General features: G+C 55.9%; 20 protein-coding genes. 5 read left to right on the top strand and 15 right to left on the bottom strand.

The features are described 5' to 3' along the window. Positions 1-12: 12 nt before the first annotated feature. The 6 genes from ACFPLB_RS10665 to ACFPLB_RS10640 form a co-directional block, all read right to left on the bottom strand. Entirely contained in the window at positions 13-987 is a 975-nt protein-coding gene (locus tag ACFPLB_RS10665) for a methyltetrahydrofolate cobalamin methyltransferase (RefSeq protein ID WP_378229417.1), read from the bottom strand. Positions 988-1,045: 58 nt separating this feature from the next. Beyond that, a complete protein-coding gene (locus ACFPLB_RS10660; protein ID WP_378229415.1) occupies positions 1,046-2,140 on the bottom strand; it encodes a methylenetetrahydrofolate reductase in 1,095 nt (364 codons plus the stop codon). Next, on the bottom strand, positions 2,137-2,709 hold the full coding sequence (locus ACFPLB_RS10655) for a methylenetetrahydrofolate reductase C-terminal domain-containing protein (protein WP_378229413.1): 573 nt from the start codon (positions 2,707-2,709) through the stop codon (positions 2,137-2,139). Before ACFPLB_RS10655 ends, ACFPLB_RS10660 begins: the two co-directional genes overlap by 4 nt. After that, positions 2,702-3,004: a virulence factor gene (locus ACFPLB_RS10650; RefSeq protein WP_378229411.1), complete on the bottom strand. Its 303-nt coding sequence runs from the start codon at positions 3,002-3,004 to the stop codon at positions 2,702-2,704. Before ACFPLB_RS10650 ends, ACFPLB_RS10655 begins: the two co-directional genes overlap by 8 nt. Positions 3,005-3,185: 181 nt before the next feature. Next, complete coding sequence (locus ACFPLB_RS10645) at positions 3,186-3,878, bottom strand: DUF1638 domain-containing protein (RefSeq protein ID WP_378229409.1); 693 nt, start codon at positions 3,876-3,878, stop codon at positions 3,186-3,188. A gap of 119 nt (positions 3,879-3,997) precedes the next feature. Next, complete coding sequence (locus tag ACFPLB_RS10640; RefSeq protein ID WP_378229407.1) at positions 3,998-4,696, bottom strand: corrinoid protein; 699 nt, start codon at positions 4,694-4,696, stop codon at positions 3,998-4,000. Positions 4,697-4,977: 281 nt separating this feature from the next. Here ACFPLB_RS10640 and ACFPLB_RS10635 point away from each other — a divergent pair, with 281 nt between their 5' ends. The 3 genes from ACFPLB_RS10635 to ACFPLB_RS10625 all read left to right on the top strand — a co-directional run bounded on the left by ACFPLB_RS10635 (position 4,978) and on the right by ACFPLB_RS10625 (position 8,772). Next, a complete protein-coding gene (locus ACFPLB_RS10635) occupies positions 4,978-6,570 on the top strand; it encodes a trimethylamine methyltransferase family protein (protein WP_378229405.1) in 1,593 nt (530 codons plus the stop codon). A 96-nt stretch (positions 6,571-6,666) separates the two neighbouring features. Beyond that, positions 6,667-7,377 (top strand): hypothetical protein, encoded by a 711-nt coding sequence (locus tag ACFPLB_RS10630; protein WP_378229403.1) that lies wholly within the window; start codon positions 6,667-6,669, stop codon positions 7,375-7,377. A gap of 96 nt (positions 7,378-7,473) precedes the next feature. Continuing rightward, positions 7,474-8,772: a CynX/NimT family MFS transporter gene (locus ACFPLB_RS10625; RefSeq protein ID WP_378229402.1), complete on the top strand. Its 1,299-nt coding sequence runs from the start codon at positions 7,474-7,476 to the stop codon at positions 8,770-8,772. Here the strand turns inward: ACFPLB_RS10625 and bmt are convergent. Next, positions 8,761-9,777, bottom strand: coding sequence for a betaine--homocysteine S-methyltransferase (gene bmt / locus ACFPLB_RS10620; protein ID WP_378229400.1), 1,017 nt, complete (start codon positions 9,775-9,777; stop codon positions 8,761-8,763). The genes ACFPLB_RS10625 and bmt overlap by 12 nt on opposite strands. A 274-nt stretch (positions 9,778-10,051) precedes the next feature. On the opposite strand from bmt, the gene ACFPLB_RS10615 reads away from it, so the two are divergent. Next, a complete protein-coding gene (locus ACFPLB_RS10615) occupies positions 10,052-11,428 on the top strand; it encodes an aspartate aminotransferase family protein (RefSeq protein ID WP_378229398.1) in 1,377 nt (458 codons plus the stop codon). Positions 11,429-11,796: 368 nt separating this feature from the next. On the opposite strand, the gene ACFPLB_RS10610 is transcribed toward ACFPLB_RS10615, so the two are convergent. After that, complete coding sequence (locus ACFPLB_RS10610; RefSeq protein ID WP_378229396.1) at positions 11,797-12,582, bottom strand: TSUP family transporter; 786 nt, start codon at positions 12,580-12,582, stop codon at positions 11,797-11,799. Positions 12,583-12,739: 157 nt separating this feature from the next. On the opposite strand from ACFPLB_RS10610, the gene ACFPLB_RS10605 reads away from it, so the two are divergent. Continuing rightward, positions 12,740-13,171, top strand: a complete 432-nt coding sequence (locus ACFPLB_RS10605) for a TerB family tellurite resistance protein (RefSeq protein ID WP_378229394.1) — start codon at positions 12,740-12,742, stop codon at positions 13,169-13,171. 78 nt (positions 13,172-13,249) lie between these two features. Here ACFPLB_RS10605 and ACFPLB_RS10600 read toward each other — a convergent pair whose 3' ends face one another. The 7 genes from ACFPLB_RS10600 to ACFPLB_RS10570 form a co-directional block, all read right to left on the bottom strand. Continuing rightward, the gene (locus ACFPLB_RS10600; protein WP_378229392.1) at positions 13,250-13,414 is read right to left on the bottom strand and encodes a hypothetical protein; all 165 of its coding nucleotides are present in this window, start codon (positions 13,412-13,414) and stop codon (positions 13,250-13,252) included. A 192-nt stretch (positions 13,415-13,606) separates the two neighbouring features. After that, positions 13,607-14,584, bottom strand: coding sequence for a lipid A biosynthesis lauroyl acyltransferase (locus tag ACFPLB_RS10595; protein ID WP_378229391.1), 978 nt, complete (start codon positions 14,582-14,584; stop codon positions 13,607-13,609). An 11-nt stretch (positions 14,585-14,595) separates the two neighbouring features. Next, complete coding sequence (locus ACFPLB_RS10590) at positions 14,596-15,624, bottom strand: zinc-binding dehydrogenase (protein ID WP_378229389.1); 1,029 nt, start codon at positions 15,622-15,624, stop codon at positions 14,596-14,598. A gap of 77 nt (positions 15,625-15,701) precedes the next feature. After that, entirely contained in the window at positions 15,702-16,973 is a 1,272-nt protein-coding gene (locus tag ACFPLB_RS10585) for a beta-ketoacyl-ACP synthase (protein ID WP_378229387.1), read from the bottom strand. Positions 16,974-17,004: 31 nt separating this feature from the next. Continuing rightward, a complete protein-coding gene (locus ACFPLB_RS10580; RefSeq protein ID WP_378229385.1) occupies positions 17,005-18,192 on the bottom strand; it encodes a beta-ketoacyl-ACP synthase in 1,188 nt (395 codons plus the stop codon). 51 nt (positions 18,193-18,243) lie between these two features. Further along, positions 18,244-18,525 (bottom strand): acyl carrier protein, encoded by a 282-nt coding sequence (locus ACFPLB_RS10575; protein WP_378229383.1) that lies wholly within the window; start codon positions 18,523-18,525, stop codon positions 18,244-18,246. 208 nt (positions 18,526-18,733) lie between these two features. Then, entirely contained in the window at positions 18,734-19,282 is a 549-nt protein-coding gene (locus ACFPLB_RS10570; protein WP_378229381.1) for a histidine phosphatase family protein, read from the bottom strand. Positions 19,283-19,442 lie beyond the last annotated feature (160 nt).

Raw genomic sequence — 19,442 nt, 5'->3', positions numbered from 1 at the left:
GGATTTTTTCCTTTATCCTGAAACTGACCTTCTGGCTTCACGGCCGCCGCGGCGACGCCCGCCTCCAGGAACTGCCGCCCCGTCACCGGCAGATGCACTGTCGGCTGCGGGTGCAAGCACAGCACCGGGCTTATAGTCCTTGTAGGTTTTGATCCAGTGCGTGCAATCCTTGTCTGTGCCAGCCAGCACATTGGCGCCACGCACAGCCTCCATTTCCTGTGGGCGGCATGGATTCATGATGGCCGAAGTCATGCCAGCCCCGATCACCATGGGAATAAAGGCTGAATTGATGCCATGGCGATGCGGCAGGCCAAAGGAGATATTGGACAGGCCACAGGTTGTGTTGACCTTCAACTCCTCGCGCAGGCGGCGCAACAGCGCAAACACCTGACGACCGGCATCTCCCAGCGCGCCGATCGGCATCACCAGCGGATCAACCACCACATCATGGGCGGGAATGCCGAAATCAGCGCAGCGCTCGACAATTTTTTTGGCGACCGCAAAGCGCACATCCGGGTCCATGGAAATGCCGGTTTCATCATTGGAAATGGCAACCACGGGCACATTGTATTTCTTCACCAGCGGCAAAATGGCTTCCAGCTTTTCTTCTTCGCCGGTGACCGAATTGATCAGCGGGCGGCCCTTGGCAACTTTCAACGCAGCCTCAATGGCTGCGGTGACCGAAGAATCGATGGCAAGCGGCAGATCAACGAGATCTTGCACAATTTCCAATGTCTGAACCAGAAGGCCGGGTTCCGTGGCATTGGGATCGACAGCCGTAACACCGGCATTGATATCAAGCATGGTGGCGCCAGCAGCAGCCTGTTCCAGCGCATCCTTTTTGACGGTCTCGAAATTGCCTTCAATCATTTCAGCCGCAAGTTTCTTGCGCCCTGTCGGGTTGATGCGCTCGCCGATAACGCAAAAGGGCTGGTCGAAACCGATGACGATTTCCCGGGTCGCGGAGGCGACAATGGTGCGGGTCATGCAATATCTCCGTTGGGTGAGAGAAGTTTCTTGTGTTTGACTGTGTAATTTGTCGGTTTCAATGCGCGCTCTTGACCATATCAACCTGTTTTTGGGGTTCGTTTTCGCCAAGAATTTCTTCCAGCCGCTCGGCAACCAGTGCATCATCGGGGCGGGCTTCGCGCTTCCAGGGACGACGCCCCTTGAGCACGCCCGATTCATCGACGATTTCAGCGACAAATTCTTCCTGCCGATAGGCCATCACATGTACGCCTGAGACACCGGCAATGTCCTTGACCTCATTCATGATGTCGATGCACAGGCGCTTGCCTTCAGCCTTCTGATCCTGAGCGCCTTCCAGACGTTTGATGATGCTGTCTGGAATATGGATGCCGGGCACGTTGGAGCGTATCCATTTTGCCGTTTTGGCTGAAGCCAGCGGGCCGACGCCGCACAGGATGAAGGCTTTTTCAGTCAGGCCAAGATCGGTGGCCTGCTGCATGAACTCACGAAACATGGGCACGTCAAAGCAATATTGCGTCTGGATGAACTGGGCGCCGGCGGCAATTTTTTTGGCCAGGTGGATGGCGCGGAAATCATGGGGCGGGGCAAATGGATTGACGGCAGCCCCTAAAAATACCTGTGGCGGCGTGGTCAGCTTGCGGCCGGACAGGAATTTGCCATTGTCACGCATCACGCGGATGGTTTCCAGCAATGAGGTCGAATCCAGATCAAAGACCGGCTTTGCTCCGGGCTGATCGCCTGCCTGTACGCCGTCTCCGGTCAGACATAAAATATTGGCGACCCCCATTGCTGCTGCACCTAAAACATCGCCTTGTATGGCAATGCGGTTCTTGTCACGGCAGGCAATCTGCATGATGGGTGCATAACCCATGCGGGTTAAAAGAGCGCAGATGCCGACCGAGGACATATGGCAATTGGCGCCTGAGGCATCCACAGCATTGATGCCATCGACCCAGCCGTCAAAAATTTTGGCGCGGTCGTAAACATCTTCAGGGTCGGCGCTGTCAGGCGGATTCAATTCAGTGGTGACGGCAAATTCACCACGCCGCAAGATCCGCTCCAGCCGTCCGCGCGAAACATGGCCGGGCAGCGGTTCCAGAGGCAGATGTGCACCAGCCGGGTTTTCATCCGGGTATGGGGATGTGCTCATGGCGTTGTCTCCGTTGCAGGAGAGGCTTTGGCGGCCGCTTCACGGGCAGCGGCTGCCTGTGCGGTCACCCGCAACCAGGCCGATGTTTCACGCAGTGACTGATCGACCGGAGGCTGCACATTGAGAATGGCGTCACCATGGACCATATTGCGCGAGCCTTCCCATGCCTTGACCCATACACAAGGCATGTCAGGCTCGACCTCGCAATTGCCGTTGGCGCGCACCCCGCCACAAGGGCCATTGCGCAATTGCTTGGGGCAATTCATGGGGCATGACATGCCGGTGGAGGACAGGATGCACTGGCCACACATGCGACAGTCGAACATGAAACCCTTGACGCGCTTTTCGACAAATTTGACCGGCGCTTCCACGCGCCCATAGCCTATCGCGTTCCACACAGGGTGCAGAAGCAAGAACAGGCTTGAAAAGCGGGCATAGACCCATTCCAGCAGACGTGAATGACGGATCGACCACAGGCGCACCGAATAGCGGCGCTGCACACGCCGCTGTGGTGAGATATCAGCGGGCTTATATGCGCCCTGAGGCTGAGTGGGGGCTTTTTTAGCCATTTTCTTTGCCGCCTGCCTTGGCAAGGGCAACAAGGCGCTCGCGGTCGTAACTGGCTTCCAGTTCGGCTGCCGCCTTGTCGGCCTCGGCATCGATATCGTCACCGACAGGGACCGGATCGGCCTTGCGCCATTCGGCCAGATAATCGCCGCTTTCGGCAGCACCTGAGCGCATGGCCGCCATGTCGATGGCCTCGGTAAAGCGCAAGGACAGTTCACGCTTGGCGTTTTGACGCCCCTTGCGAACAATGACCTGGGCAGGAATATCACGCCAGTAAAGAACAATCAGGTCAGCCATGGGCAATACTCTTCATTTGACTGCATGTCCTGGTTCTTTGTCAGAAGTGACATGCCTTAAGATGTTCAGCATTGCCGTAATGGTGGGGGTGCTGCTTCTCATGGGGCGACGCACGAGTACTCAAAAACGACGCTGAATGCGACATGCCTCCTGGCCGGTGACGCAAACAGCGACAAATCGTTCAATGTTCATTTAAGCGTGCGACCTGCGCAAGGCCGGAAACAAGATCGCCATAGCCGGTGGCGCGCCGTTCATAGGCAAGGCCAAGCATTTTTGCGGCATTTTGCGCCACCACATCAAGGGCCGGATCATCGGTCTGGGCCAGATAGATCAGTTTTTCATAATTGCCGAAATAATCGGCAATCAGTTCCGGGTGACGATCAAGACCGAGCGGCTTGATGAAAAAGGCCTCGAACTGGCGACACAGAAAATCAGTCATGTAAAATGACATCATGTCTGCATCCTCGATTTTGCGAAAGGCTTCAAGCCCCTGATAAAAGGCAAAGCAATGGGGTCCGGCCATGCGCTCAACCCCGTGTTTTTGACAGATGACATCAAGATGGCCGCCAGTGCCGCAATCGGCATAGCCGACAAAAATATGCGCATAGCCATCGGCCTTGGCCTGTTCAATGGCCTTGTCCATGGCCGGGGCAATGCGATCCGGGTAAAAATGATAGTCTGCGGGCAGGCAGGTCAGGTCGAGATGGTGCAGGCCAAGCTGTTTTTTGACCGCCAAAATCTCTTTTGCAAGCATGCCGCAGCCGATAACGAGGACGCGTTCAGGCTTGAGAGCAGGCTCGGGGGCAGGTTGGGCGGCAGGCCCGAAGGCAGGGTTGAGGGTGGTCTTTTTGTCCTGTTCTTGTGCTGTTGCCATGAACCAGTACTCCCGCCCATGCCGCTTAAGAATGTGATCAACCGCTTCTCTTCAGATCTGCACTTCTGAATATGGGATGAACAGGGCCATGCTGCAAGGCACAGCCCTGTTCGTGTTCATCAGGCGGAAGCCTGTGCATTATGGCGGCGTTTCATGAAATCCTTGGCGGTTTCGACGGCAACAGCCGCATCGCGGCAATAGGCGTCGGCCCCCACAGCCTTGCCGAAATCCTCATTGAGCGGCGCGCCGCCGACGAGAACCACATAATCGTCGCGAATGCCCTTTTCCTTCATCGTGTCGATGACGACCTTCATATAGGGCATGGTGGTGGTCAAAAGGGCTGACATGCCAACAATGTCGGGCTGGTGCTCGGCAATGGCGTCCAGATATTTTTCGACCGGATTGTTGATGCCAAGGTCGATGACGTCAAAGCCTGCGCCTTCCATCATCATGCCGACAAGGTTCTTGCCGATGTCGTGAATGTCACCCTTGACGGTGCCGATGACCAGCTTGCCCTGTTTGGGCGCGCCTGTCGCCGCCAGCAGAGGGCGCAAAATGGCCATGCCTGCCTTCATCGCATTGGCTGACAGCAGCACTTCGGGTACAAATAAAATGCCATCGCGGAAATCTTCACCGACGATGCGCATGCCTTCAACCAGCGCCTCGGTCAGCACCTTGTAAGGGATCCAGCCGCGTTCAAGCAAAATGTTGGTGCCTTCTTCGATCTCCTCCTTGAGACCGTCATAAAGGTCGTCATGCATCTGCTGAACGAGTTCCTCGTCAGAAAGTTCAGAAAGAATGATCTCGTCGTCGGCCATGATTTGCTCCCACCTTAAGCCGCGTCTGTTGCCACTGTCTTTGCGGGCAAATGATCGCTTGCCTAATAGCTATATGAATGCATGCTTCCGGCTATAGCTGATTTGCGACTTCCGACAATGGGAAAGCGACTGAAACAAAATGATTGGCAAAAGCTGCGGCTTCTGTCGATTTTACGACAGTCCTTGGCGCTGCAAAGCCGTTTTGGCGCGGGGGCTTGGTTACGATCCAAGTTTAAGGGTGACGATATGTGCGCCAGACCGGTTTTCAGGGAAATATGATCATGAGTGATAGTGTGACAGACAGTCAGGAAGCCGTGAGCGATCAGCAAACATCAGGCGGCAGACGCGGTCGTGGTGCAAGTGGCGGCGCTGCAGCGCGCCGCGCCGCGCGCGCAGGCAGTGGCCCCGGCACCCAGCTCACCTACATTACCCGCAAGCTGAATGTTTACGAGGTTCTGGGTGAAGAAGGTCTGGAACTGATTGAAAAAAATGCCGATACGGTGCTGGAAGAGACCGGCATCATCTTTCGCGATGATGCTGAGGCGCTGGAAATGTGGAAGGCGGCGGGGGCCGATGTTCGCGGCGAGCGCGTTCATTTTCCAAAGGGCCTGTGTCGCTCCCTGCTAAAGACTGCACCTTCCAGCTACACCCAGCATGCGCGCAATCCGGCCCGTTCAGTCGAGATTGGTGGCAACAACACAGTGTTTGCCCCGGTTTATGGACCGCCCTTTGTGCGCGATCTTGATGGCAATCGCCGCTATGCGACCATCGAGGATTTCAACAATTTCGTGAAACTTGCCTATATGGCCCCGTCGATTCACCATTCCGGCGGCACGGTGTGCGAGCCAGTCGATGTGCCGGTCAACAAGCGCCATCTGGATATGGTCTATTCACATATCCGCTATTCGGACAAGCCGTTCATGGGGTCGGTCACCGCCCCGGAGCGCGCCGAAGATACGGTCGCCATGGCCAAGATCCTGTTTGGCGATGATTTTGTTGAAAACAATACGGTGCTGACCAGCCTCATCAACGCCAATTCGCCCATGGTGTTTGACGAAACCATGCTGGGGGCGGCCAAGGTTTATGCGCGCCACAATCAGGCCTGTATCGTCACGCCCTTCATTCTGGCAGGTGCGATGAGCCCGGTGACGGTCGCTGGTACGCTGACGCAGGTTCTGGCTGAAGTTCTGGCTGGTGCTGCCTTTACCCAATTGGTGCGCCCCGGTGCGCCGGTTTTGTTTGGCACTTTTGCCTCGTCCATTTCCATGCAGTCGGGCGCGCCGACCTTTGGAACGCCCGAACCATCGCTGGTCTCTTATGGGGCTGCCCAACTGGCGCGGCGGCTGAAACTGCCCTTCCGCACCGGCGGATCGCTTTGCGCCTCCAAGGTGCCCGATGCGCAGGCCGCCTATGAAAGCGCCAATACGTTGAACTCCACGGTTCTGGCCGGCACCAATTTCGTGCTTCATGCCGCTGGCTGGCTGGAAGGGGGACTGGCCTCCTGTTATGAAAAATTCATGATGGATATTGACCAGTTGGGCATGCAGCAGAAATTCTGCGAAGGTGTCGATCTGTCAGAAAACGGGCAGGCAATGGATGCCATCAGGCAGGTGGGGCCGGGCAGCCATTTTCTGGGCTGCGACCATACACAGGCCAATTTCCAGACGGCGTTTTACCGCTCATCGGTGGCGGACAATAATTCCTATGAGCAATGGCTGGCGGAAGGTGAAAAGACCGCACCGCAGCGCGCCAACCAGTTGGCCCGCCAGTGGCTGGAAAATTACGAGGCGCCTTTCCTTGATCCCGGTATTGATGACGGGCTGAAGGATTTTATTGCTCGCAAGAAGGAATCGATGCCCGACGCTTTCACTTGAAAAGAGCCCGATTCCGGCCGGGCTAAAGTGGCCAATATCATTCACAAGGAAGTCTGGCGGAGTGCATTTTCCGACCCGGAGCAGAAATGATGTGCCATGGCTGATGTAAGCCGTGGCACATCTCAATGGTTGCAGCAGATCGCAGATGATCTTGCCGCCCTTGGGCTTTTGCTGCGTGGCGGGTTCAATTTTGGACCCGATGAAGACAGCCCGCCGGCAACGGGAAGCGAGCGCGCACAAGCGGTTTTGCTTGTCGGGCAGGCGGGCGCAGCACCCTGGCCGCATTTCAGGTGCTGGCAAAAACGCACACAAGTCAGCATAAATCCGCTCGATACATGGTCGCGTGAGGTGATTGGCGAGATTGCCTTGCGCATTGGTGCAAGGTCTGTGTCTCCCAATGACCGCCCCTTCCTGCCATTTCAGCAATGGGCAATGCGGGCGGAAGGGATAAAACCCTCACCGCTGGGCATTCTCATGCATCCGCAATATGGACTTTGGCATGCCTATCGCGGCGCGTTGCTTCTTGATCATGAAGTTTCGATTCAAGTGCCTGAGGACGTGAATCACCTTTGTGACACATGTGTTGGAAAACCTTGCCTGAAAGCCTGTCCGGTCAATGCCTATTCATTGCAGGGTTTTGACTATTTGGCCTGTCTGGAGCATGTGCGTGGCCCGGAAGGTCAGCCGTGCAGGACACAAGGCTGCCTTGACCGCAACGCCTGTCCTCATGGAGCAGAATATCGTTATCCTGAAGATGTGCAGGCCTATCACATGGCTGCTTTTGCCTCGCTGCCATCGGCTTTGTGATTTGCATGAATTTTGCCGACATTGACAGGGTTGCCTGTGCGGCCTACCGAGCCTCTTTCCCGGCGCTTCTTTTTCTCTTTCAGGTTTTGTCCTTTCATGACCTCTCATAAGGCAAGTGATGCCCTTGCAGGGCAGTGGGTTGATGTCGAGGCAGATAATGTGCTGCCTGCGCCGTCGAAATTTTCCAGTCCGGCTGCCCGGTTGCTGTTTGCCATCAGTCTGGTTCTGATTGCCCTCAATCTGCGGCCCATTTTTTCTTCGCTTTCGGTGGTTCTGCCGGAGGTGATTGCTGACACCAGCTTGTCAACGGTTGGCGCAAGCCTGCTCACCACGCTTCCGGTTTTATGCCTTGGACTGTTTGCACCTTTTGCACCGGGTCTTGCGCAGCGTTTTGGCGCAGAACGCATCTTGATGGCCGCGCTGGCGCTGGTGGCTTTTGGTACGGCCCTTCGGGGGATTGATTCCATTGCCCTGTTGTTTTTCGGAACTTTTGCAGCAGGTGCGGCAATTGCTGTTGCCAATGTTTTGCTGCCGGGTGTGGTCAAGCATGACTTTCCTGAAAAAACCGCCATCATGACCGGCTTTTATACGATGGCGATTTCCGGTGGCTCGGCCATGGCGGCCGGGCTGACCCTGCCGGTTTCTCATGTTCTAGGCTCGTGGTCTGCTGCATTGGCCGCCTGGGCCATTCCGGCCTTGTTGGTTTTGTTTTTATTTGCTCCGCAGGCGCTGCGCATAAAACCGCAGGCGACCCGGTCCGGTTTCAAGGTCAAAGGCTTGTGGCGTGACCGGCTTGCCTGGCAGGTAACCATCTTTATGGGTCTGCAATCGGCGCTGGCCTATTGCGTATTTGGTTGGCTGGCTCCCATTTTGCGCGAGCGTGGTTTTGAGCCGACGATTGCTGGTGGTATCGTTTCCCTGTCAGTGATGGTGCAGGTGATAACCTGCCTTGGTGTTCCGTCTCTTGCCATTCGCTGCAAGAACCAGCGCGGCGTGAATGTCATTTTGATGGTGTTTGCAACGGTTGGGCTTTTGGGCATGATGTTTGCGCCCGTCTGGTCGGTTCTGTTTTGGGCGATCATGCAGGGAATCGGGCAGGGCGGGCTGATTGCGGCGGCAATGATTGTCATTGTGCTGCGTTCACCTGATCCGCATATTGCCGCGCATCTGTCGGGCATGGCGCAAGGTGTGGGTTATACGCTGGCGGCAACCGGCCCGTTATTGTTAGGGCTGATCCGTAGCTGGACCGGAAGTTTTGATGCTGCCGCCCTGCTTATCATTGCACTGGGGCTGATAGGGGGGCTGGCAGGCGCCGGGGCTGGCCGCAACCTGCATGTTCATGTGCATATTGTAAAATCGCAAGGCCGTGAAAAGCTCAAACAATCAGCTTCTTGAACGGCGGCGCTCACGCCTTGCCTCATCCTTGCCTGTTTCATTGGCGCTGGCCGGTTTGTTGCGCAAGGGGCCGATACGCTCGACAATCGTCTCAAGATCGGGGCGATCAGCCTTTATGTGGCTGTCGAGTGCCTGGCGCATGGCAGCCAGATGGGCAAAAGACGTGCCGCAGCAACCGCCGATGATCTTTGCGCCAGAATCAACCGCCAGCCGCACATAATCGGCCATCAGCTCCGGTGTGCCGGAATAGCGGATTTCCGAGCCATGAAATTCAGGAATGCCGCAATTGCCTTTCACGATGACGGTGGCTTCAGGCCTTTCCTGTGTCATATCAAGCAGCGAGGCTAAAATATCGGAAGCGCCAACGCCGCAATTGGCCCCCACACCAATGGGGGCCTGTTCCAGCCCGTTGGTTACGCCATGAATATCCTTTGGCAGCAGCCCCATCATGGTGCGGCCTGCCGTGTCGAATGAGCCGGTATAGACATAGGGCAGACCGACACGGATGGCAGCTTCAGCCGCCGCCCGGATTTCGTCCGGGGCAGACATGGTTTCAATCCATGCCACTTCGGCACCACCTGCCTTCAGCCCTTCAATCTGTTCGGCAAAAGCCTCGACAGCTTCTTCATAGGTAAGCGCCCCCAGCGGCACCAGAAGCTCTCCCGTTGGCCCGACAGAGCCTGCAACAATGATTTTTCGGTCAGCTTCGGCAGCCGCTTGACAGGCAATTTCAGCCGCACTCCGGTTCAACTCATGCACCCGGTCTTGTGCATGATGCAGTTTCAGCCGGTGGCGGGTGCCGCCGAAGGAATTGGTCAAGATGATGTCGGCCCCGGATTCGATAAAATTACGGTGCAGCGCCAAAATCGTATCAGGCGCTGTCGCGTTCAGCAGTTCGGGCGCCTCGCCAGCTTCCAGCCCCATGGCAAACAGATTGGTGCCGGTTGCCCCATCGGCAAGCAGCACGCCTTTTTCAGCAAGCAGTGTGTCGATCGGATTTATCATGGGATGCCCAGCTTTCAGCGTGAATTTTTTCAGACATAGGAAGTTGCGAGCCGGGCCGCAACTGGCATTTTTGCCTGTGCTTTGGTAAGATTGGTTCATGTGTTCGGCTGTGAACCTTTCTGTAAAGTGGTTTGTCGCGGTGAAAGTATCGCCGCGCACCCGCCATGCCGAACTTTTGCGCCTCTGCGCGCGCATCGGCTATTCACCCCACGCCCCGACCTGAAATCCACCCCGGCAGTTTGCCGGACAGATTGAAGGAAACAAGGGTAAGAACATGACCTATCAGAATTATTCGCTGAAGCAGCTTCAGCAGATGGATGCCACCCATCACCTCCACCCCTTCACCGACCATAAGGAATTACGGGAGGCGGGTTCGCGCATCATCACCCGCGCCGAGGGGCCTTATATCTACGATCTGGACGGGAATGAAATTCTCGACGGCATGGCCGGCCTATGGTGCGTCAATGTCGGCTATGGCCGCGAGGAACTGGCGCAGGCCGCCTATGAGCAGATGAAGGAACTGCCCTATTATAATTCCTTCTTTAAATGCTCGACACCGACGCCGGTTCTGTTGGCTAAAAAACTGGCGGAACTGGCGCCCAAAAGTCTCAATCAGGTATTTTTCGGCTCCTCCGGTTCGGAAGCCAATGATACGGCCTTGCGGTTGGTGCGCCATTACTGGGCGCTGGAAGGCAAGCCGGAGAAAAACCGCATCATTTCACGTAAAAACGCCTATCATGGCTCGACTGTAGCGGGCGCTTCGCTGGGCGGTATGGAGCCGATGCACAAGCAGTTGGGTGGTGCGGTGCCCAATATTGTTCATGTAATGATGCCTTACGCTTATGAACTGGTGCTGCCGGGCGAAAGCGATCATGAATTTGGTCTGCGTGCAGCCAGAGCGGTTGAGGATGCCATTCTGGAAGCCGGACCGGAAAAAGTTGCAGCCTTTATTGGTGAGCCGATCATGGGGGCAGGTGGCGTAAAAATTCCGCCGATGAGCTATTGGCCGGAGGTGGAACGCATCTGCCGCAAATATGATGTGCTGTTGATGCTTGATGAGGTGATTACCGGCTATGGGCGCACCGGCGAATGGTTTGGCGCACAATCTTTCGGGGTTGAGCCTGACACCATCACCACGGCCAAGGCTTTAACCTCGGGCTATCAGCCGCTTTCAGCGCTTCTGGTGGGCGACCGTATCGCCAATGTGCTGGTCGAAAAGGGTGGTGAATTTTATCATGGTTACACCTATGCCGGACATCCGGTGGCCTGTGCTGTGGCGCTTGCCAATCTCGATATTATTGAGCGGGAAGGGCTGGTGGAAAGGGTGAAGAATGACACCGGACCTTATTTTGCGCAGGCGCTGCGTGAACGCCTTGCCGATCACCGTCTGGTGGGAGAGGTTCGCGCCTTTGGCCTGATGGGGGCGATTGAAATCGTCAAGGACAAGGCAACCAAAGAGCGTTTTGGCGGGGATGGGGCTGCGGCTGTGGTGGTGCGCGATCATGCGATTGCCAATGGCATGATGCTGCGCGCTACGGGAGACACGATGATCTTGTCGCCGCCGCTGATCTGGACACGGCAGACGATTGATCTGGCCTGTGAGCGGATCGGCAAGGCGCTCGATCTGGCCGAAAAAGATTTGTTAGGCTGATTTTACAACAGCCAAAAGCAAAAAAACCGCGCTCTGCAAGGAGCGCGGCTTTTCTTCGACTACGCAAGGCAGTTTGCCGACTTCAACGCTTGCCAAACTGCTAGAGCATTTTGCAATCAGACGGAATCGTCTGATGTCGCAACAATGCAGCTAAAAAAGTTCTTAAAGCGTGTCGCGTGAATCTGAAAGATCGCGACACGCTTTAAGTTTACACGGAACTTTATGCTCCGGTACGCACAACCTGATCCGGAGCCTGAGCGGTTTCCCGCTCTGGAAAAGTTTTAGTGCGACATCGTTACCGGAGAGTTAGCAAGAGCTTAAGCAAGTCTAAATTTATGATATTTTTGGCTGTTTTCGGAAGAAAGACTTTACAGGTCCAGCACCAGCCGCAGCGGATTTTCCGGATCGGCCAGTAATTTTATGGCCAGCGCCATGCACACCAGCACCAGCAATGGCTTGATCAGGCCGGAGCCAATCCGCATCGCCAGTGTTGCACCAAGCCTTGCCCCTAAAAATTGCGCAATACCCATGATCAGGCCGATTTTCCAGTAAATGACCCCGGCAATGGCAAAGACGGCAAATGCGCCGATATTGGTGGCGAAATTGAGAAATTTGGTGTGGGCGGTGGCTTTCAAAACGCCGTAACCGGCAAGTGCGACCAGAGCCAGCATGTAGAAGGAGCCGGTGCCGGGGCCAAACAGGCCATCATAAAAGCCGATGGCTGGCACGATCATTGCCATGAACAGAAAAGGTGACATCCGTTCATTGCGGTCTGTATCACCCATATTGGGCTTGAAAGCGAAATAAAGCGCAATGGCGATCAACAGGACAGGAAGTATGGCCTGCATGAGGGTTGCGGGCACGATTGTGGCGGCCATGGCCCCCAGCGCACTGCCAAACAGGGCAAGCATTGCCGCAGGCAATTGGCTGCGTAATTTGACATGGCCTTTGCTGGCATAAGCAATGGTTGCAGAGCCAGAACCGAACAGACCCTGCAATTTGTTTGTACCCAGTGTTTCCACCGGCGGCATTCCGGCCAGCAGCAGCGCGGGAATCGTGATGAGGCCGCCACCGCCTGCAATCGAATCAATAAGACCGGCAATAAAAGCAGCCAGCGCCAGCAGGACCACAATATCGGCGGTGACTTCAAACATTTTTGTACCGGGAGAATAAGATGCGCAAGGGTAATGTATCCTGCACAGGATGTGGTGTTTCGCAATGATTATAACCGGTTGCGGATTATAAAAGTGGGATGTCCTTTTTTGCCGAATGCTTTAATTGTAATTGCTTTACTGCATGAAGGGGTTTGTCATGGCTTTTGCCTTTCTGGATCATGTGCGCAATCTGTTTGAGGGCGACCCCGGGGTGCGCAAGGTTGCCGATGATCCGGTGCTTTCAGCCGAATTGCTGATGCTGTTTCGCATGATCCTGGCCGATGGTTCTGTCAGCGCTGCCGAGATGGAGACATTTCGCCGTATCTGTCGCGAGGCTTTTGCCATTCCAGAAGCCAGCATTGACGGTGTGATCGAATATCTCAACGAGGCGGGTTATGAGACGACGGCTGCGCAGGCAATTGTGCTGTTTCGGGATCTGCCGGTGGAGCGCCGACACATCCTTGCCCGCCATATGGCTGCCATTGCCAAGGCCGACACCCATCTTGCCGCCAATGAGGTTCGGTTGTTGAAACGCACACTGGATGTGCTCAATGTCGATCCAGCCGATATTTTCAACGGAAGAGATTGATGCGTAATTTGGCTTTGTAAAGGGCGGGAAAGGCGGCGCGCGCCGTTCGCGCGCCGTTATAGCATTTCTTTGTTGCACTCAGCTTGTCGATTTTTGTGCCGCAAGCTCCAGTTTGCGCGTTTTGCGCAACCGAAATGCCAAACGGCGCAAGTTTGCAAATTTCTCGCCGGGCTGAGTCATTTTCTGTTCGCCCCAGGGCGTCCAGAGCATAGGGGGACGATTGCTGTCCTTGGCCGTCTTCATTCAAGCCTCCCTTATCAACAAGACACGCAAAGTGTAACACATTGTGCGGGAAGGTGAAGAGCGTAAGCGCACGGTGTCGGTCGTGATCTAAAGCCTGTCTCCCGAGACTTGAGAACCAGTTTCGGGATAAAGACATGCGTAAAAACAAAGGGATAGAGCATTAGAGGTGATCCTGTTTTCACCGAAAATGCTCTATGCTCTGAACCTGCGGCGGTGCTTGCTGATCTGCCAGCGCTTGTGAAACCACATCCATTGGCCGGGGTTCTCACGCACCCAGCGCTCGACCACATCGGTAACAAGCTGCGTGGTTGCCCTGACATCGACATTGCCGTTCGGTCCCCGCGGCAGATCGAGCTTTTCTTCAATCTCAAGCCGGAACCGGTTGTTGGGAAGGCGGATGCAGCGCGCCGGATAAACATCGCATTCATAATGGCGCGCCAACATGCCCAGCAGTGGATTGCTTTGGCAGATACGGGAAAAAAACTGTGTCTCGACACCCTTGGTGAATTTCTGATCGACCAGCACCCCGACATTGCCGCCCTGATCCAGAATTGAAGCCAGCGCAAAGGAGGCCCCGCTGAGCGAAGGCAGCAATGCCCCCATATTGGAAGAGCGCATCGACTGGATATAATCGGCAATATAGGGATTGTTGGGCGGTCGAAACAGCGCCGTCACCTTCATGCCGAAACTGGCGGCGGCCACCGGCAGTAATTCAAAATTGCCGAGATGGCCGGTGAAAATGATATGCGGCTTGTCTTCCTGCGCAATACGCTGAAACAGGGCAATGCTTTCAGGTGAAACTTCGATCCGGCCGGGTTTGCCAGACCAGGGATCAAGATCAAACAGCTTGTCGAGAAAAATATATTCTGCGCCAAGACGGGCCATATTGCCCCACATATCAAGGGCAATGGTTTCAAGCTCTGTCGGGCTTTTTTCAGGATAGGCGTGCGCCAGATTGTCCAGTGTGAGCCGATGGCGACTGGTCAGCGGGCCGATGCGGCGCGCCATGCGGTCGGTGAAATTGAGGGCTTTATCTGCTGGCAAAAGCCGCAGCACCGTCATGAGGCCGATGGCAAGCCTTGCCACCAGCCAATGACGGATTTTACGAATGCGCTGGCTTGTGCGGAATTTCAGTTCACGCCGCCAATTACTGGGGGAACCGGAAGCCAAGGCAATAATCCTCAGCCGACGTTGAGAATGATCTTGCCGAACACGTCGCGCCCTTCCATGCGTTTAAGCGCTGTATCGATGCCGTCGAAATCAACTGTCGTGTCAATCACGGGGAAAACCTGTCCGGCTGCCATTTTTTGCATGGCATTGGTCATGTTTTCCATGCGGCAGCCGAAGGAGCCCAACAGCTTCAATTGTTGCTGGAACAGCATCATCAGGTTCATTTCGGTTGAAACGCCGGAAGTCGAGCCGCAGGTGACAAGCCGGCCACCGCGCTTGAGGCACAGCATCGAGCCAGCCCATGTGTCCTTGCCGACATGCTCGAACACGACATCAACGCCTTTTTTCTTCGTCAGCTTGCGCACAACACCTTCAAAGCGGTCTTTTCGGTAATTGATGACGTGATCGGCGCCCAGCGCCTTTGCCTTTTCGATCTTGTCATCAGAGCCGACCGTGGTGATGACGGTGCAGCCCATTTTTTTGGCAAGCTGGATGGCGGCAGAGCCAATGCCGGAGCCACCGGCATGGATTAAAATGGTTTCGCCCGGCTCAAGTTTTGCATTGTCAAACAGCATATGTTCGACCGTGCCGAAGGTAACGGGAGCAACGGCTGCGCCAATGGCGTCAACGCCGGGAGGGGCGGGCACCAGAAGGCGGGCGGGCAGGTTGATTTTTTCCTGCGCAAAGCCATCCAGATGAAAGCCATGCACGCCGGAAACATGTTCGCACAGATTGTCGCGCTTTTCGCGGCAGGCCCGGCACAGTCCACAGGTGCGCGCCCCGTAGATGGAAACAAGCTGGCCGGGAAGGAGAGAAGAGACGCCCGGCCCAACCGCCTCGACCTCACCGGAAGCTTCTGCGCCTATGGTGAGTGGCAGCTTGCGCTTGGCAAAAGCCATGCCGCGCCAGCCCCACACATCGATGTGGTTGAGTGCAACTGCCTTGATGCGCAATGTTACCTCACCCTGTCCCGGAGGTGGCGGGGGGGCAATCTCCACACTTTCCAGACGGCGGTCTTCGATCAATTGCAATGCGCGCATCGCGGGATGCTCCATATCAGTGCATGAACGGGCAGCAGAACCTGCCTATTCATGCAATTTACGTCACAACAGGGGGATTAGACGGGTTCGCGCGCCATGACAAGGCAGGTGTTTTGTCCGCCAAAGCCAAAAGAATTGGACAGGACCGTCTGCACTTTTGCCGTGCGTTTCACATTGGGCACGACATCAAGTGCAATTGCCGGATCGGGATTGTCGTAATTGATAGTGGGCGGAATGACACCTTTGCGGATGGTCATGAGCGAAAAAGCAGCCTCGATTGCCCCGGCGGCAGACAGGGTGTGGCCGATCATCGACTTGTTGGACGAGATGGGAATGGTGTTGATATGATCGCCAAAGACGGTTGAAAGCGACAAATGCTCCATCTTGTCGTTTTCGGGCGTCGATGTGCCATGGGCGTTGATATAGTCAATGCCATCTTCGCCAAGCCCTGCATCGGCAAGGGCGGCGCGCACGGCGGCAATGGCGGGCGAGCCATCCGGCTTGGAGCGGGTGCGATGGAAATCATCGGCCTTTTCACCGCAACCCTGAATGATGCCCAGAACTGTTGCGCCACGGGCACGGGCTGCTTCCAGCGATTCTAAAACAAGGGCGGCAGAGCCTTCGGCTAGCACAAAGCCATCGCGATCCTTGGAAAAGGGTTTTGAGGCTTTTTCAGGCACGTCATTATTGGTGGAAAGGGCTGATAACAACGAAAACCGGATCAGCGCTTCGGCGGTGGCCGAGCCGTCTGCACCGATGGAAAGGGCCCGGCTGGCTTCGCCGCGTCGGATGGCTTCAACGCCAAGCTGGATGGCGGTTGCCCCGGAGGCGCAGGCGGTGGAAAGCGTGATCGGCAGTCCGGTTGTGCCAAAATGATCGGCCAGACGGTCAGCAATGGAGGCAAATTGCGCAGAATCAAACATTTCCAGCGAATTGAGATTGCGTGCAACCTCTAAAAGCCGGTCGGATGCCGGTTCACGATTCCCGCCCTTATAGAGCGCAAGGCGGTCATGCCAGTCGAGTTCCACCGGCGGGGAAGCCAGAAACAGCGGCCCGCCAAATTCGTCAATGGCAAGGCCTGCTTCTTCTATGGCCTCATTGGCTGCGGTTTCAGCCAGCTCATAGGTGAGGGCGCTGGCCCCTTTTGAACTGGAGCTTAAAAAATCCACCGTCCCGGCAATTCTTGTGTTGAGATGTTCGACGGGAAAACGGGTGATGGGGTGAATGCCGGATTTTCCCGCCGTCAGCGCTTCCCAATTGTCTTTTTTGCCCACGCCCAGCGCTGTCACCACGCCAATGCCGGTGACGGCGACGATGGGGCGTCCAAGATGATCCGTAAGTTTTGTCATGTCAGGCTGGTTCCCATGTCAGGCTTTGGCCTCAATCTGCTGCGCTGACCAGCGCCATGCCCTCAAAATGGTGATAGCCGACGGTCGTTGCCAGAACGGATTTCAATGATCCTTCAAATGCTTTCTCATCGGCAGAAAAGGCCGGATAAGCAGCCTTGTTGGCAACGGCAAGGGCGGCAAGGGCCACAGAAAAGGGAAATTGCGCTTCCTTGAGATGGCCGGTCAGCGATGAAAAGCCACGAAGAGCGCCACCGTTCTGGTGGCCCAAAGCGGCCTGTTCTGCGGCGGTGGCCTTATGTGCGCCCGATGCGCCTGAAATGGTCAGATATGCGCTTGCGCCTGCACCGAGCATTTCAGCCAGCCGGGCGAATGCAGCGGCAAGGTCGTCCTTGTTGCGGCGGGTGCGGGCCGACGCAATGGGGCCAAGCGTGGCATAGATGCGCTGGCCGCGTTTGAGTGCATGTTCCCGGCTTTCCAGAACCAGAAATGCGCCGCCGGAACCGGAAACAAGACCGCCGCCTTCCGCTTCCTGCCGCTGCCAGACCGGCCGCCAGTCTGTGCGATGCAGATAGCCGCCCAGTTCATAGCCCAACAGCATGTCGGGATGTTCGCTCTGGAATGCGCCGCCAACCAGCATATGGGTTGATTGGCCCGAGCGGATGCGCGCGACAGCCGTCTCTATGGCAGAAACGCCTGCACCTTCCTCGCCCATGAAAGTGCGCGAAGAGCCGGTGACCTTGTGAACAATGGAAATATTGCCTGCCAGAAGGTTGGAAAGCTGGGCCAGAAACAAAGTGGGGCGCAGTTCGGTGGTCAGTTTTTCATTGAGCAGAACGTCGAAATCATCGCGCTGTGTAGAGGCGGCCAGAATGTCGGAATCAACCGCCACATCGCGTTCGCCACCGCCTGCGGCCACCACCATATCCATGGTGGCGCACAGGGCTTCATCACCCTTGATGCCGGCATCGCTGAGCGCAAGGCCCGCAACATAGGTGCCAAGACGCTGCCATGTTTCCATCTGGCGCTGATCGCCGCGCTTGGCAATTTGCAAGCTCCAGTCGATCTGCGGCAGCGGGTGGATGGTGTAGGGCGCAAAACGTTCCGCATCGATGACCGGCTCTGTGCCGGGGGTGGACAATTTGCGCCAATGTTCATCTGCGCCTTCGCCCAAAGCCGAGACAAGGCCGATGCCGGTGATAACGACGTCGTGAGAGCTCATAAAATTATCTGGCGCTCCTGTGCCTGATCCCTGAAAGTCAATCGCCTGACCTTAAGCGCTCTTGGCGGCAATCAGGCCGTCAATCTTGGCACAGAGATTTTTCATGACAAAATATTCGTCCGTGGACGCCTTGCCGTCATTGACTTCCTGGGTCCATTTTTCCAGCGGAACCTTTATGCCGAATTCCTTGTCGATGGCAAAGACGATGTCGAGGAAGTCAAGGCTGTCAATGCCCAGATCATCAATGGTGTGGCTGTCGGGCGTGATCGTATCCAGGTCGATCTCGCTGGTGTCGGCGATGATCTTGGCGACTTTATCAAATGTGGTGGGCAAGGCTTTTTCCTTCAATTTCCAGCAAATGCTGTCATCAAGCGTTTGGCCGCTGTCTAATCGGTTTTTGCGGGCAGGAAAAGGCCGAATGTGCTTTCACCTGGCCAGCCTTGTGTCCGCTGCATCTGTTTGGCTGTCTTTTGTGCCCTTATGTCATGTCGGGTGCCGCATTTGAATTGCAATGCCAGTAAATTGCAATGCCGGCTTGTTTTTAAAACACCACACGACCCAGCACCCGAACGCCCTCGTCTTGCGGGGCGACAATGACGGCCTCACCTTCCCGCGGCGAAACGCCGGTGATCTCCTGAATGTTTTCCAGATGGCTTACAAGCACCAGAAGCTCAGAGCCGGAAAAATTACGGATGATTTCCAAAACAGCTTGTTTTTGCTGGCTACGTTCATCGGGATCTTCGCTGAGTTGATTGAGGGCGTCAAAAATTTCCGGCTGGCTGCCAAAGGCGATGCGTGCCGTATCCAGACTGCGGCAATAGCGGCTCGACAAGACTTTTTCGATGCGGGCAGCGCGCGCCCCAAACAAGGCGCCCAGCTTGCGCGCCTGCTGGCGGCCGCGTTCAGACAGGTTGCGCTGGGTGTTGCATTTTTCAATGTCGAAATTGGCAGGCTCGGTGTTGCCGCTGATGAAGGCATGGCGCAGCAAGACGACATGCCCCCCTTCGCGCAAGGCGGCCCAGCCGGCATCCGTGGCGCTGGCAGGCAAGGCAAACAATAGCGCCAGCAGGACTGTGACATATCGGAGCATGAACATTCCCGTTTCGATTCCAGACATATAGGGACGCCAAACTTTGTTAAAAGACAAGAAGCCTGGTTCTCGGCTGCGAAACAGGGAACAGATCAGAGGGTGTCTGGATCGTTATTTGGGTATCTGATGTCAGTATAAATATGTGATGGAGATGGTTGAT

This window comes from Aquamicrobium segne, assembly GCF_042656785.1.
Lineage (GTDB): Bacteria > Pseudomonadota > Alphaproteobacteria > Rhizobiales > Rhizobiaceae > Mesorhizobium > Mesorhizobium segne.
Note: the sequence above shows the minus strand (reverse complement) of the source record. Positions and strands in the feature narration are given on the sequence as shown.